The following is a 14,797-nucleotide window of genomic DNA, read 5'->3' as shown; positions in this document are numbered from 1 at the left end:
TTTGGCTTCCGTAACTATCATCATTTAGTTTCTCGAATCAAGTTACAACAGATGCGCACGAAACCAAATAAAAAAACAGAATTGGAAGTTGCTTAACTTCCAATTCTGTCTAAAATTAGCTATCAACAGGATTTGACAAAGAGCCAAAAAAACACGCACAGCAACTGTACGCGTAAAAGTTCTATTTAAATGAATCAGCGAAAACATGGCGACTATGCACAAAGTAATCGACCCCAGAATAAATGGTAAAGAACAAACAGATGTACAACAAGGTCAACCCCATTGGGAAATGCATATTATTGAAAAATACATTATTTAAGAATAAGAAAATAATCGCCAACATTTGTGTTGTTGTTTTAATTTTCCCTGGCATTGCTGCTGCCATCACAACGTGTTCATCACTTTCCGCCAACAATAAGCGTAAACCAGTAACGGCTAGTTCACGACAAACAATGATTGCAATGACCCAAGCCGGCGCTTTACCCATGCCAACCAAGATAATGAAAGCTGTCATCACTAACATTTTATCTGCCAATGGATCCGCAAATTTACCAAAGTTAGTCACTAAATGCTGACTGCGCGCAATTTTACCATCGATCAAATCAGTGATCGATGCCACCGCAAAAATTAGCGTGCCAATAATTTGGGTCCACGGAATGACGGTGCCTGCTACATTTGCGCTACCCCAACTCCACGGGATCAGTACAACTAGCATAAATAATGGAATCATAAAGATACGAATCAGCGTCAATCGATTAGGTACATTCATTGAAATTAAATCTCCTCTGCATAAAAAGTAGCACACCGCTTTGACTTCTATGCTAGCGGTCAAGAACCGCCACCTCTAGAAATATAAGTTGTTGTGCTACTCAATTATTCTTAATTACTTGTTTGACTACTGCTGCTAGCTGCTGCAGCTGTAGTCATAGTCACTGTGATCGTCTTTACATAGCCGCCAACACTATTTGGATCAAGGTTAAAGTTTTTCCCGTTCATTTTAGCCTTAGTGTTTTCTGCATTACCGGTCTGGATCGTAAACGAAGTTGTTCCGGTTGGAATTGTGATCGACTGTTCAGCGCTTTTCAGCGTTCCTTGCCAAACTTGAGTCCCACCAGCAGTAACGGCAACCCATGCTGTTTTAGTATCATCAGCATGCAAGACTAGTGTATTAGCGGTCGGTGCATTGCTGTAGGTAAATGCTGCTGCCGACGTTGTATCAGAAGTGACTGTCATTTTAGGTTTTGTTGCTGACTCTTTAGTTGAGCTGGCCTTTTTAGCTGCAGAAGATGATGATTTACTGCTTTGGCTGCTGGCTGTCTTACTTGAAGATTCAGATGAAACCGTCATTGATGAACTTTCTTGGATCACACTCTTGTTGCGATCACGATTACCAATCGCAAAAGCATAAATGACACCAACAATGATCACGACTACGGCAACAATAATAATCGTTGGTAGATACCGACTAAATCGGGCTAAGCCGGTATCGTGGTTACGAGTTCGTGTCCGTGTATCGACTTGATTTTTATCTTCATTGGGTTCGATATGTTCTTGTGGCTGTGGCTGCGGAATTGTGTCATTAAATTCATCTAGTAACTGCTCACTATCTAAACCGACCGTATCAGCATATTGTTTGACGAAGGCGCGCACATAAAAATCGCCGGGCAACGCCTCAAAGTTACCTTCCTCAATCGCAATTAAATAACGCTTCTGAATTTTAGTGATCTGCTGCAGATCATCCAAGGTATAGCCCTTATCGATCCGCGCGTCACGTAGTTTTTGTCCTATTTCACTCATTGATTCTTTTCCACCTATAGCCCTTTTCAGAGAATTTCATTTTTAGTATAGCATAGAAAAATAAATCTTTTCACTATGATTCCCTTTACAATAATTTAATTTAATGAATTATTAAGCATTTACTTACGCCAACCACCCGTTACGTACAGTGTCTGACCAGTTAGATAGCCGGCATCTTTTTTTAATAACGCCTGAATCCAGTAGGCAACTTCATCCGGAGTCGCCAAGCGACTAAGCGGAATCTCGCTACGTAACTGAGTTTTAGCCGTTGCATCAAACAATTGATTCATTTTCGTATCCACTGCTCCCGGTGCAACCACATTAACTGTGATCCCTTGCGAAGCGACTTCCCGGGCATAAGCGTTAGCAAAAGCAGATTGAGCGCCTTTAACCGTACTGTAGGCTACTTCCAGCGGGCTACCGCTGCCGCCATACACTGAACCAACAAAGACGATCCGACCATAGTCACTACGCGCTAGTTTAGCACTTAATCGCTGACAAAGCAGCATTGGTGTCTTAACGTGCATTTCCCACAAACGTTCCAATTGGACTGTCGTTGTTTCCTGAAATAATCCGTACGTCGTCGTCCCCGCTGCAAAAATCACAGCATCAACTTGGAATAATTGATCGCTGATTTGATCCAGTTGCGTTTCGTCGGTTAAATCGTAGGCTAACGCGAAAAAATCTTGGCGTGGATATTGCTGAATAAAATCAGCCTGTAACTTTTGCACCGGCAGCGCGTGTTGAAAATAATGCAAATACAGCGACCAACCAGCCGCCGCCAATTGCCGGGCCACTGCCTGACCGATATCACCGGATGCACCAATAATTAAGGCTGAGCGGCTCATTGCGCGTCCGCCGCCAATGGTTGAATATGAAAGACGCTTAAAGCCTTACTACGCACAAATTGTTTCAGGGTCGTTTGAATATCAGTTAACGTGATTTCGTCGATAATATCAACTAGATCAAACAAACTAGCATCACCAAAATCATCGCCCGAATATGTGTTAGCAATATACTCTAATGCATTCATCGACTGCAACAGGCGGCCTAGCGCGTCTTTTTTAACTAACGCCAACCGACCGGCATTCAAGTCTGGGTTCTCACTAGCTTTTTCCAATAATCCAATGATCGCATCAGAAAGTTCCTGCGGCTTTTCAGTATCACCACTTAAGGTAGCAAAATGATAGGTTCGTGCCACATCTAATTCGTAACCAAAACTATCATCCACGATACCTTGATCGTATAACTGTAAATAGTTACTAGAAGAATCACCAAACAACATATCAAATAATAAATTAAGCTCTGTCCGGTATTTTAAGCCTGCGCGATCCGCCGTGACCTCAGCTAAGCCTTTGATGCCGACAATACTTTTACCACGCTTGACTGGTAGCTCAGTCATTCGATACGGAATGATATCACTGCCATCACTAGCTTCCTCAGGAAAACGCCGCTGAATTGGTTCTGCCGCTGGGAAATCTTTTCCATTTTGATTAGCTTCGATCCAAGTTAAAGTTGCCAGTGGGTCAATATTACCAACCACAAATAAATTCATATTGCTGGGCTGATAAAAGGTACGGTAGGCCGCGTACAATTGTTCTGGCGTAATTTTTGCGATCGAATCGACGGTTCCAGCGATGTCCTCGTGTAATGGATGCTCTGGATATAGATTTTCAATAATGCCAAAGAACAAACGCCAGTTAGGATCATCTTCGTACATTTCAATTTCTTGACCGATGATACCTTTTTCCTTATTGACGGAAGCTTCGGTAAAGTAAGGTTCCTGCACGAAGTCTAGCAATGTTAATAAGTTAGTTTTAATGTGATCTGTCGCCGAAAAAAGGTAGCTTGTGCGCGTAAAGCTAGTAAAAGCATTAGCGCTGGCCCCATTACGACTAAAGACTTCAAAAATATCGCCAGCCTTTTTTTCAAATAACTTATGCTCTAAAAAGTGGGCAATTCCAGCTGGTACTTCGGTAAACTCACTTTCACCACTCGGCACAAAAGAATTATCGATCGAGCCATAATTAGTGGTCATCACCGCGTATGTTTTGTGATAACCAGCCTTAGGCAGCATAGTCACCTTCAGCCCATTAGCGAGTGTTTGTTGGTACAAGGTTTCATCTAGGGTCGCATAATGTGTTTTTTCCATTACTTATCCCCTCCTTCGCTGCTTAAAAAGTAGACTGCTTGTAGTTTAATGGTTTGTGCAGCAGCGATTATTTGTTCCTTAGTGACCGCGTCCAATGCCGCCATAAAATCAGCCAACGCAATGGCTGATCGCGGTACAAGTTGCTGCACCAAGTCTTGCGTCGTTAAGTAACCAGCGCTATCCAAACTTGTAATGTATTGATTTTTCAGTGTGGCTTTAGTCTGCGCCAGTAGCTCATCGCTGAATTCGCCGGCTTGTAGTATCGTTAACTGGGTCGCAATAATTTGCTTGACCTGGTCCACATTAGTCGCATCGATCCCCGTTTGTACGGTGATCAGACCACGAAACGCATCGTAGGAACTAGAAGCATAATAGGCTAAGCTAGCACGCTCGCGTACATTCGTGAATAACAATGACATTGGTGAGCCACCAAAAATACCATTAGCTAACAGCAATGCGTAGTAATCCGGCTGATAATAATAGGTCGGCACTTGATAGGCTAAATTTAATTTGGCCTGATTAGTTGGTTGGACTTCAGTCTGTACCACGGTTTCTGCTACTAATGGTTGTTGGTAAAATAATTCTGGTGTGACCGCAGTCCGTGGTGTCAGCGGTAAGTCAGTCAACAAAGTAGCCACTTGCTCGGGATCAAGATCACCTAATACCGTGATCGCCACCTGATCTTGCGCTAACATTTGCTGATAGTAGGCGTATAAATTAGCTGCTGTAATTGCCTTTAGATCCGTGTTATTGCCAAAACTAGGCACACGCTGGGCCGAACTATCTTTGAAATAAAGTGACTGTAACTGCAAGCTAGCGTAAGCTTGTTTGTTATCATAAACCGACGCTAAGTAGGCTTGCATATTTGTTTTTTCGCGCTTAAAAGTAGCTTCATCAAATCCGGCTGTCGTTGCATTCGGCCGCCATAAAATTTGCTTAAGGAAGGTCAATCCTTCAGCTAACACCTGCGTGTCACCAGGCAAAAATTTATCATTGACCAAGGTCATGACAACAGAAAAAATATGCGCGTTACCACGCTTATTAACTGAAATACCAAAATTAGCACCATACATTGCCGATAATTTAGCCGCTAAATCCGCTTGTGTTGGGTAATCTTGACTGTTGGTTTCCAGCAAACTAGCCAGCAATGAGCGTTGTGTGATCGTTTCTGCCTGTAATGGCGCAATGAAATTTAGTACGATCCGTGTCGTCTTAAATTGTGTCGAAGGTAGGATCGTTAATGTGACCCCATCCGCTAATGTTTTTTTAGTTACCATAAATATACCTCACTATTATGATTGTTAGCGTGCCTAATGATCTGTCCGCTATTAATATACTTAATTTTTAAAATTCGTATTAAATTTTATGCTTGGCTTGAATCTTGTTCATCAGCAGGTTTCTGCACATAAACTTTACGTGGCTTACTGCCTTCCGCTGGACCAACAATACCACGTTGTTCCATTTCGTCAACGATTCGGGCTGCTCGATTATAACCAATCCGAAAACGTCGCTGTAGCATCGAAATACTGGCAGTTTGCAGCTGCGCAACTAGCTTAACTGCATCCGGAAAGAGCTCGTCATCCGCTTGAGCAGCTGGGTCCTCGGCCGGCGGATCATCGGGCAGCAATCGATCATCATATTCTGCGGTTCGCTGTGCAGTAATAAAACTAACAACGGCTTCGACATCTTTCGCCGCAATATAGGCACCTTGCACCCGGGTTGGCTTATTTTGGCCCATTGGTAGATACAGCATATCACCGCGGCCTAATAATTTTTCGGCGCCGGTGCTATCAATGATCGTCCGCGAATCGATCCCCGAAGAAACGGCAAAGGCCATCCGACTAGGTACATTGGCCTTGATCAAGCCGGTAATAACGTCAACAGATGGTCGTTGCGTCGCTAAAATCATATGGATCCCAGCGGCACGACCCATTTGTGCCAACCGTACGATCGCATCTTCGACCTCGTTAGATGAAACCATCATTAAATCAGCTAATTCATCAACAATTGCCACAATATACGGCATTGACGGTAACGGTTGATCGGCATCCTGATCTTGTTGCTGTACCGCCTGATTATATTCAGTAATATTACGTTTACCACTTTGGGCAAATAACTCATAACGTCGCTCCATTTCGGCTACCACTTTATGCAGCGCCTGAGCGGCTTTTTTAGCATCAGAGACCACTGGCGTTAATAAATGCGGCACACCGTTATAAACTGATAGTTCAACCTTTTTCGGATCGATCATCATTAATTTAACTTCGTGTGGTTTAGCGCTCATTAAAATCCCCGTAATGATATCGTTGATCATGACCGACTTACCACTACCAGTCGCCCCAGCGATCAATAAATGCGGCATTTTACTAATATCGACCATGATCACATTGCCGGAAATATCACGACCAACAGGAATCGCTAAAATCTTGCCCGGATGTGGTGGTTGGGCTTCAAAAACATCGCGGAAAGAAACTGTTGCCACCGCTTTATTTGGTACTTCGATCCCAATCAATGATTTACCCGGGATCGGTGCTTCGATCCGCACATCTTTAGCAGCTAACGCTAACGCCAAATCATCGGTCAAGCTAACGATTTTACTAACTTTGACTCCGATTGCTGGCTTAATTTCATATTTGGTAACTGCTGGACCTAAATTAACATTTTTGACTTCAACATCAATGCCAAAACTGTCAAAAGTTTGCTTCAACTTTTGCGTATTTTCCTTGATCGTTGCATATTCAGCACTTTGATCAGTTGGCGGAATTGCTTGTAATAGGTCCGCACTCGGTAATTCATAATCTTGATCAGCTGCAGTTTCAGCAAACAAAGCCGGTGCTTCACTACCTGCTACAGCCGAACTTGCAGGTGCCGTAGCCAGTTGATCTAAATTCACTTTGGCCTGTGCCGACTGCATTTGCGTTGCCGCCACATTGATCGTTGGTGCATCTGCCGTGGTCGTGGCTTCATGTCCCGCCAGCGACTGCGGTAGATCTTTATCGGCTGGCGTCGTATTTTCTGGTGATTGTACTTTTGGCTTGGCCTTAGTCGACCGTGGCTTCAACCTTTGCACGCGTGGGCCTAATTCTTTACCGGCTTGCCATAAACCTTTGCTGCCGGCCCACAAATGCTGACCACTCCACTGAACTAAACGAACGATCCGTAACGCAGCATCGCGCACAACCGCAAAAGGAATGTTGAACAGCAGCAACAAGCCGCCGATCACGCCAAGTATAGTCAGTAAATAGGTACCAAACTGCCCGACTAAGAAGTAGCTAACACTATACCCTAAGGCGCCCAGCATACCGCCGCCAAGTACGGTGGTCACACTGGCACGCTGAAAATCTGCCACTAAGAACCGCCAAGTCACTGCCATAAATTGACTGTGCAATTCTAACTGGGCAAATATCACGGCATCCAAAAAACAAAGTAAACTGAAGTAAGTTAACAAAACACCTGCTACTCGTTTACCAGTTAAGGTAGGACCATGACCGGCGACCAATAGGAATAAACCATACAGACCTAACGCTGCGGCTAGACCTGGAAAAGTATCGCCGACTAAAACGCGGAACACATTAGCTAATTGATTACCAATAAATCCCCATTTAAAAATCGCCAATAAACTGAGTAAAATAAAAATTAAACCAATTATATTAACTGTATAAGGTGAGCTTTTTTGAGCGGCTGTTTTTCGCCGTTTATTTGTGGTGGACGTGCGCTTTCGCCGTGGCTTTCTTCTAGTTGCCACTTAACACACCTACTTTCTTGAAAAGACTTCTCTATCCATTATACACAAACTTTTGTTTGCTTGGGTCGCAAGTTGATAAAAAAGCAAAAAGCCTTAGCTGATTTAATTAACCTCTAATCAACTAAAGCTTCCCCACTATTTCGTATCAGGTTCGATTTTCTCAAATGATGCGCTGTCCGCTGCTTCTTCGGGATGGAAATCTAGCTGGACGCCTTGATCCAAGGCTACCGCAGTCACTTGATAAGTTAACGTTTCAATATATTCTACCAGTGGCCGCGATAAACGCTGCATATCCTGCGCCGTTAAATCATCCGCCTGGCCATCAAAATCCAATATTTGGATGATTTGTGACATCTGACCGCTGACCGCAAAACCTTCCAACACAACTTCAAAAGGAACTGTGAATTGAAAGATCTTACCATTAGCCATCATCTCATTAGCCCCGTCACCAGTCGCTGTCACTTCATTAATATTGACTTGGACATCGGTTTTTGGCGCAGTCTCTGGCGCCGTTCGGTCATAGTGAAATTGTTCAACGACTACAGGTTCACGATTAGTTTTCATAGAATTACCTACTTTCTAGAGCAGCCCTAAAAGACGCTTAGTTTGCGATACCAATCTGCCGTATTCTTTATGGCAAGCGAGTTCGCGCTATATTAATAGCATAAACGATAAACCCATACGACACAATTTTAACTCATAATAGTTTGCCAACTAATCTTGCTTACCCATTGCTGCTTTTAACGCTTGTGCCAGCGCACTTTCACCTGGCTCATCATCTTGATTGACTTTTTGTAATAAGCGTCGTTCTTCACCTTTATTCATGCGCTTTTTACTTTTAACGTCGCCCACTTTTTCAGTGATGTTACAGTGTGTACATTTGAAATAGTCGCCCTTTTCACCAGATAACATAACCATTTTTTTATGGCATTGTGGGCAACGATGATTCGTTACTTTCGGATCGCGGCGGCGATAATAGTCACAATTTTGGTTGCTGCACACTAATAAGACGCCATTACGCGTTGATTTTTCGCGTAACTTCGCCCCACAAGTTGGGCAAACTTTCATCGTCAAATTAAAGTCTTTATAATCAGCAGAACTACGCTTAACTTCCTTGACCAAATCAGTTGTGGCCTGGCGTATCTGTTGAATGAAATCGCGTTTTTGCAATTTACCTTGCGCAATTTGTTCCAACTGCTGTTCCCACTTGGCAGTTAAATCAGGCGTGGTCAGCCGTGGATTGACTAATTTAAGCAGCTGTTGGCCTTTAGGCGTCACTGCTAAATGAGTGCCCACACGTTCCATCAAGCCGGAGTTAACTAACTTTTCGATGATCTCGGCGCGCGTCGCTGGCGTACCTAAACCCTTTTTCTCCATCTGTACTAACAAATTGGCTTCACTTAACGGTTTCGGAGCTTGGGTCAGTTGCTTATTAAGCGCAACATTGCCTTTAAGTTGGGTCCCAGATTTTAGCGGGATCACGGTGGTCGTTGCTAGATCCAGCTTAAAACCAGCTTGGATCACTTGGGTCTGCTTCAACACAAAATCGCCACTTAATTGATACGTAAATTGAGTTTCAATATAATCCGGTAAAAACAAACCAATAAAACGACCAAGGATCATATCGTAAATTTTCTTTTCATCGTTGGAGAAAAGTTCTGGTTGTGGCATCTGCTCAGTTGGAATCAAACCATAATGATCGGTAACTTTAGCATCATTGAAGACTTGTTTTTGTATCACTGGTGCTTTTTTTCCAGCTAATGGTTTAGCTAACGGCTCGTATCGACTGACCGCCGCTAAGCGTTCCGTCATGGTTGCCTGCAGATCGCTAGTTAAATACTTGGAATCCGTTCGCGGATAGGTGACTACCTTGTAACGCTCATACAAAGTCTGCAATAAGCTTAGTGTCTTCTTAGCAGAAAATTGATAGCGTTGGTTGGCGTCTTTTTGTAGCTCAGTCAAATCATAAGGTAACGGTGCTTTTTGGTGTTTACTTTTTTCTTTGACCGTCATGATCTGATAACTGTCAGCCTGCAATTGTTTCCGCTGTTGCTGCGCGGCAGCTAGCGCTAAATGTGGGTTGCCGTTGAGTTGGGCTTCGCCGTGCTTAGTTTGTAAACTCAACGTATAATAAGTCTCCGGCACAAAATGGCTGATTTTCTCCGCTTGAGCCGCAACTAAGCCTAAGGTTGGCGTCTGCACCCGGCCAGCAGATAAACTATCATTATATTTCACCGTCAAAGCGCGGGTCACATTTAAGCCGACCAACCAGTCTGCGGTTGCCCGTGCTTGCGCTGCAGCATACAGATCGTCATAATCCTTGCTTGGGCGCAAATGGGCAAAACCATCGCGAACGGCCTTATCGGTTTGTGACGAGATCCATAAACGCTTAACTGGCTTGTCAAAGTGTAAATAATCTAAAATCCAGCGCGCAACTAATTCACCTTCACGTCCAGCATCAGTGGCAATCACTGCACTACCGATATCTTGTCGTTTCGCCAACTCGCCAATTGCTTTTAGTTGCGCCCGTGTTTTCGGCAGCGGCTTAATCTGCATTTTATCAGGCAATAACGGCAATGTATCTAATGACCACTCCTGCCATTCGGACTTGTAATCTTCCGGCATTTTCAGGGTCAATAAATGACCTAGTGACCAGGTCACAATATAATCACCACCACTATAATAGTGGCGGCTTTTTTGTGTTGCTTGTAGTACCCGCGCCAATGATTCCGCAACGCTCGGTTTTTCCGCAATAACTAATGTCTTCATTTAAACCTCTATTCAAAATTAACTGCTGACTACAATTGTCGCTAACTCAAAATTAGCGGCTTACTTCAATTTATCATGTTCATAACGATGGGCCCGTTCCAAGCCAGTAAAAGCTTGCTGACGCAAAGCTTCATAAATAATAATGGCTGCTGAATTCGATAAGTTTAAGGCGCGGACGTTTTCGGTCATCGGGATCCGCAATGCTTTTTCTGGATTTGCACGCATAAAGGGCTCCGGTAAGCCGGTCGTTTCCTTGCCAAACAAAAAATAATGATCGATAGCGGTGTCCGTATAGTCAATGTCCGTGTAAGCTTTCGAGGAAAACTTGCTGATCAAATATAGACGTGCATCAGCTGGTAATGATTCGATAAAAGCATCTAAGCTTTCATGATACGTGATATCCACGCGTTCCCAATAATCAAGTCCTGCACGCTTCATGTGCTTATCATCAGTAGAAAAGCCCAGTGGTTCGATCAAATGTAAATGTGTGTCCGTGGCCGCACAAGTCCGAGCAATGTTGCCGGTATTAGCTGGCATTAGTGGTTCATAAAGTGCAATATGATTCGTCAATTTCGTTACTTCCTTATTCTAGATTCCGTAGCCTCTATTATAACGATAGCATGACCTATTTTTCAAACTAATCGACTAATTTAGATTTGTTTAAGCTAAATCGATCAGTAAAATGCCACTTTAAAATTTAGCTACCGTGTAAAAAAAGATTTTCGTGCTTGAACCCAACAAAAAATCAGCTGCTTGTCAGCAACTGATCATTAGAATTTATTTTACTTTACGCACCCGATGTTTAGTCAATAAATAATCAAATAACGCTAAATTAAAATTAACCAAACTTAACCCGAGTAATAGCCGCTTATGTCTTAGCTCATGTTTACTTGCCATTTTAATTCCTCCTATATGATCAGATTATTGTTTTCAACTCATTAAATCAACGAAAAACCGCCATCAACGGTCAATACTTGCCCAGTAATATAAGTATTTTGCATCAAATATAAATAAGCGCTCGCAACCTCATCTGTTGTGGCTACTCGTCGCAGCGGGATTTGTTGTTCAGTTTGTGCTTGGCTTTGCTGTAACTGATCAGCCGACAGATCGCGCCACAAACCAGTGGGCGTCCAGGTTGGCGCTACTGCATTAGCACGTTGGTGTGGCGCCAGCTCTATAGCCAAGCCTTGGACCAACGTTTGAATTGCTTGGTTGCCGACGATCGCACCAGAGGCATCATGGGGATGACCACCAGCGCCAGCGGTAAAAATCAAGCTACCGTTGGCTGCTAAATGTGGTGCTGCCTGTTGGGCGATCATCACATTAGTGAAAAACTTAGTTTCGACTGCGGCCCGGATCTTTTCTAGTGGCGTATCTAAAAAGCCACCACTCAACGCACCACCAACCATGGAAACAATGTGATCCACAGGGCCAACTTGGGTCAAATAAGTTGCTAATGCCGTTTCATCGCGAACGTCAAAAATTTGTCCAGCCACACGACCAACTGCCATTAAGCGGCCTAACGCTTGCTGAAAGTGTTCTGGGTCACGACCCACGATCATCACTTGAGCATCCTGTTGCAATGCCTGTCGTGCTATCGCTTCGCCAAATCCGGAAGTACCGCCCAACACTAAAATTCGTTTATTCTGTAAAGTCTGCATCGACATCATCCTTCATTCTAGATAACAAAAAAATAGTACACCTTTAGAATACCATGATATCAAAAGCCCTTGAAAGCTTTTCTATATTGGTTACGTTGATTTTTAAAATTCAATTTAGCTATTTACTGACACCGCTAGCCGTTCACAGCCTGTAAGTGCTGACCCGCTTTTTCATCACCGATCGGCCGCTAATAATTTCTGGAAATCAACCACCCTATTTTCATTTTAACACGATCTAGATAGCGCTTGCATATCATTCGTCAGCATTCGCTTAACTTGCTATGCTAGACCTAAGGAGGTGCAAGTTTATGCTACGTGATTATTTAATGTCTGCTGCTATTTTTAGCCTATTTAGTTTCATCTGGTTCGGCTGGGCACAAGAAACGCTAACCGGAAAATGGCGCTTGCCGGTAGCTATAATTAGTGTCCTTGCTGCCTTAACAGCCGGCTACTGCGGTTATCTTAGTTATCGCTATTGGCACAGTGCAACGATGCTAATGACTCAGAGCAACTATCGCTGGTATCTTATTTTCGTTGTCATTGAATTTATTTTAGCCGGTGGTGGCGCGTTGCTTCTATACAAACGTCAACGATCGGCAAACATTGCCCCTTGGATCAGTTTAGTTATCGGCAGCCACTTCATTGTGCTTGAATTTATTTTTCGTGACCCCAGTCTCTACATTCTAGCTGGGTTAATGATTAGCATTAGTCTCTATACCTTGCTACACCGGATGCCCGCTAAAAGTGTGCTTGTCGGTGTCAGTAATGGCGTTATTTTGTTGAGTTTTGCTATATACAACCTCAGCCGTTTCTGGCTGTATTAAAAAAGTCAGTCGACTGTTGCCGACTGACTTCATCTATTACTTACCTGCACGCTTCAAGTAAGTTCCTTTTTGCGTATTGATTTCTAGCTTTTCACCAGCACTGATAAAATCAGGCACGGTGACAACTAAGCCAGTTTCCATTGTTGCTGGTTTGCCGCCGCTTGCTGCTGTGGCACCTTTGATCGATGGTTGAGTTTCAGCAACCGTTAATACCACTGTTGTTGGCAAGGTTAAACCGATCACTTCAGTTTGGAAGAATTCGATTTTAACTTGCATATTTTCTAATAAATACTTCATTTCTGGTTTGATCGAGTCAGTTGGTAATTCATATTGTTCATAACTAGCCAGATCCATGAAAAATGCAGTATCATCTTGAGTATAAAGATATTGCGCATCCTTAGTTTCCAAAACTGCTTTTTCAACTTTTTCTTCTGGGCGCATTGTTGTTTCAACTGTTGAACCTGAACGAATATCATACAACTTCATGCGCATAACTGTGTTACCTTTACCGGGTTTATGATGATCAGCTGATAAAACCTTGATCAACTTACCATTTTGTTCAAAAGTCATACCGGCTTTTAAATTAATTGCTTCAACCATGTGTGTACACTCCTCCATATAATAAAATCTATTCGTTTCTTATTTTACCACGTCCGCCCTTATTACCAAATTAATTTTCGAATTTTAACAAAATAGCCACCAAATTGGTGACTATTTTTAGTAACGTTTAAATCAATAAAATTTATTTACTATATTAAGTATGTTACACCGCTTAGTAGAATTGGTGTGGGCGATCGTAATAATAGCCTTGCCGTAAGTTTACCGCTAAGTTATCTGCCAGAGTTAAATCTGCATTAGTTTCAATACCTTCTAACACAAAATCTTTGGCTTCAGCCAGGACCAAGCGTTGCCAAAAAACAAGCTGCTCGTCGCTACGCTGAGCTACAGTGGCAAAGTTTTGGAGCGCGAATTTCAATTCGAAAGCAAATGGCAACAGCGGGTTTAAATAGATCAATTGATTTTTGCCGCTCCCCACATCATCTAAGCTTAGCTGCAAACCATTGCTTGTAAGATAACGTGCAGCATTGACTAAGTCTGTTTCAGAAATCAGCACACCGTTATCCCGCTCAGTTAGTTCAACGATCAGTTTATGTTGTGGAAAACGCTGTTGAACCGCGATCAAAGCTTGCAACATTGGCCGATCAATAAACTGATCATGATCAAGATTGACCATTACTTTAGTTTGAGTTGGTAAATGTAGCATTGCTTCAGTCACTAAATCAGCAAACAATTGTGGTGTAAGTATGCTAAAGTCTGCTGGCACACGCCATTGACCGACCGCTTGCTCACGCAACAATAATTCATAACCCACCACTAGATCACGTTGTTTGTCATAACAACCTTGGCAAAACAAACGATACTTGGCAACTTGTAAATTCTCCACATTGATCACCCATTCGTTCTCTTTTTATCCACTGAAAGTTGTATAACCCGCAACACAGCTAATTTAAGTTGTTCATTTTTATTTTTGTCAGACACATTATGGTTATACATCAATTATATTAATAATTTTTTATCTTTTATTATAATAATGACTACAACAATAAATTACATATATTTTGTACTATTTGAGATAAAAAATACAGAACATTGAGACCTGAAACTTTTCAGATATAAAAAAGTGCTCATTCAACATAGAATGGCTCTATACTTTTTCCTGTTGATAGATTGACCAACGTGGTAATCTATTAACAGGATTTTTGTGTAAAATAAAAAAAGCCCACAGGCCCCATACACAAATTTCACCCACTACAGCGTCATTTGAAAGGATATGAAGACCCATGAACTC

The 14,797-nt window shown here is 42.7% G+C and carries 13 protein-coding genes; 1 reads left to right on the top strand and 12 read right to left on the bottom strand.

The genetic code is table 11. The features are described 5' to 3' along the window. Nucleotides 1–181: 181 nt before the first annotated feature. The 10 genes from pgsA to EKM76_RS10480 all read right to left on the bottom strand — a co-directional run bounded on the left by pgsA (nt 182) and on the right by EKM76_RS10480 (nt 12,124). Entirely contained in the window at nt 182–769 is a 588-nt protein-coding gene (gene pgsA / locus EKM76_RS10525; protein ID WP_125550621.1) for a CDP-diacylglycerol--glycerol-3-phosphate 3-phosphatidyltransferase, read from the bottom strand. 110 nt (nt 770–879) lie between these two features. Continuing rightward, the gene (locus EKM76_RS10520) at nt 880–1,797 is read right to left on the bottom strand and encodes a helix-turn-helix domain-containing protein (RefSeq protein ID WP_125550620.1); all 918 of its coding nucleotides are present in this window, start codon (nt 1,795–1,797) and stop codon (nt 880–882) included. Between the two features lie 119 nt (nt 1,798–1,916). Continuing rightward, nucleotides 1,917–2,645 carry an elongation factor P 5-aminopentanone reductase gene (ymfI, locus tag EKM76_RS10515; RefSeq protein ID WP_125550619.1) on the bottom strand — a complete coding sequence of 243 codons (729 nt, stop codon included), beginning with the start codon at nt 2,643–2,645 and terminating at the stop codon, nt 1,917–1,919. Further along, complete coding sequence (gene yfmH, locus EKM76_RS10510) at nt 2,642–3,949, bottom strand: EF-P 5-aminopentanol modification-associated protein YfmH (protein WP_125550618.1); 1,308 nt, start codon at nt 3,947–3,949, stop codon at nt 2,642–2,644. The genes ymfI and yfmH overlap by 4 nt, the downstream gene beginning before the upstream one ends. Continuing rightward, the gene (gene yfmF, locus EKM76_RS10505) at nt 3,949–5,226 is read right to left on the bottom strand and encodes an EF-P 5-aminopentanol modification-associated protein YfmF (RefSeq protein ID WP_125550617.1); all 1,278 of its coding nucleotides are present in this window, start codon (nt 5,224–5,226) and stop codon (nt 3,949–3,951) included. The genes yfmH and yfmF overlap by 1 nt, the downstream gene beginning before the upstream one ends. Before the next feature lie 86 nt (nt 5,227–5,312). Next, nucleotides 5,313–7,694: a DNA translocase FtsK gene (locus EKM76_RS10500; RefSeq protein ID WP_125550616.1), complete on the bottom strand. Its 2,382-nt coding sequence runs from the start codon at nt 7,692–7,694 to the stop codon at nt 5,313–5,315. A 135-nt stretch (nt 7,695–7,829) separates the two neighbouring features. Further along, nucleotides 7,830–8,258 (bottom strand): DUF1149 family protein, encoded by a 429-nt coding sequence (locus EKM76_RS10495; RefSeq protein WP_125550615.1) that lies wholly within the window; start codon nt 8,256–8,258, stop codon nt 7,830–7,832. Between the two features lie 150 nt (nt 8,259–8,408). Continuing rightward, nucleotides 8,409–10,463 carry a DNA topoisomerase 3 gene (locus tag EKM76_RS10490; protein ID WP_125550614.1) on the bottom strand — a complete coding sequence of 685 codons (2,055 nt, stop codon included), beginning with the start codon at nt 10,461–10,463 and terminating at the stop codon, nt 8,409–8,411. A 60-nt stretch (nt 10,464–10,523) separates the two neighbouring features. Beyond that, a complete protein-coding gene (gene trmL, locus EKM76_RS10485; protein WP_125550613.1) occupies nt 10,524–11,033 on the bottom strand; it encodes a tRNA (uridine(34)/cytosine(34)/5-carboxymethylaminomethyluridine(34)-2'-O)-methyltransferase TrmL in 510 nt (169 codons plus the stop codon). A gap of 368 nt (nt 11,034–11,401) precedes the next feature. Next, entirely contained in the window at nt 11,402–12,124 is a 723-nt protein-coding gene (locus EKM76_RS10480; protein WP_125550612.1) for an SDR family oxidoreductase, read from the bottom strand. Nucleotides 12,125–12,432: 308 nt separating this feature from the next. Here EKM76_RS10480 and EKM76_RS10475 point away from each other — a divergent pair, with 308 nt between their 5' ends. Then, complete coding sequence (locus EKM76_RS10475) at nt 12,433–12,948, top strand: hypothetical protein (protein WP_125550611.1); 516 nt, start codon at nt 12,433–12,435, stop codon at nt 12,946–12,948. Nucleotides 12,949–12,984: 36 nt separating this feature from the next. On the opposite strand, the gene efp is transcribed toward EKM76_RS10475, so the two are convergent. Together efp and EKM76_RS10465 are read right to left on the bottom strand one after the other, a co-directional pair. Further along, nucleotides 12,985–13,548, bottom strand: a complete 564-nt coding sequence (efp, locus tag EKM76_RS10470; protein WP_125550610.1) for an elongation factor P — start codon at nt 13,546–13,548, stop codon at nt 12,985–12,987. A gap of 172 nt (nt 13,549–13,720) precedes the next feature. Beyond that, entirely contained in the window at nt 13,721–14,392 is a 672-nt protein-coding gene (locus tag EKM76_RS10465) for an EAL domain-containing protein (protein WP_225417917.1), read from the bottom strand. Nucleotides 14,393–14,797: the final 405 nt, after the last annotated feature.

It is taken from the genome of Loigolactobacillus zhaoyuanensis, assembly GCF_003946385.1.
GTDB lineage: Bacteria > Bacillota > Bacilli > Lactobacillales > Lactobacillaceae > Loigolactobacillus > Loigolactobacillus zhaoyuanensis.
This window is presented reverse-complemented; position numbering and strand designations above follow the sequence as displayed.

Bases quoted from the DNA above. Each gene is read 5' to 3' on its own strand.
- pgsA (WP_125550621.1), bottom strand. From the start codon at position 769: ATGAATGTACCTAATCGATTGACGCTGATTCGTATCTTTATGATTCCA.
- EKM76_RS10520 (WP_125550620.1), bottom strand. From the start codon at position 1,797: ATGAGTGAAATAGGACAAAAACTACGTGACGCGCGGATCGATAAGGGC.
- ymfI (WP_125550619.1), bottom strand. From the start codon at position 2,645: ATGAGCCGCTCAGCCTTAATTATTGGTGCATCCGGTGATATCGGTCAG.
- yfmH (WP_125550618.1), bottom strand. From the start codon at position 3,949: ATGGAAAAAACACATTATGCGACCCTAGATGAAACCTTGTACCAACAA.
- yfmF (WP_125550617.1), bottom strand. From the start codon at position 5,226: ATGGTAACTAAAAAAACATTAGCGGATGGGGTCACATTAACGATCCTA.
- EKM76_RS10495 (WP_125550615.1), bottom strand. From the start codon at position 8,258: ATGAAAACTAATCGTGAACCTGTAGTCGTTGAACAATTTCACTATGAC.
- EKM76_RS10490 (WP_125550614.1), bottom strand. From the start codon at position 10,463: ATGAAGACATTAGTTATTGCGGAAAAACCGAGCGTTGCGGAATCATTG.
- EKM76_RS10480 (WP_125550612.1), bottom strand. From the start codon at position 12,124: ATGCAGACTTTACAGAATAAACGAATTTTAGTGTTGGGCGGTACTTCC.
- EKM76_RS10475 (WP_125550611.1), top strand. From the start codon at position 12,433: ATGCTACGTGATTATTTAATGTCTGCTGCTATTTTTAGCCTATTTAGT.
- efp (WP_125550610.1), bottom strand. From the start codon at position 13,548: ATGGTTGAAGCAATTAATTTAAAAGCCGGTATGACTTTTGAACAAAAT.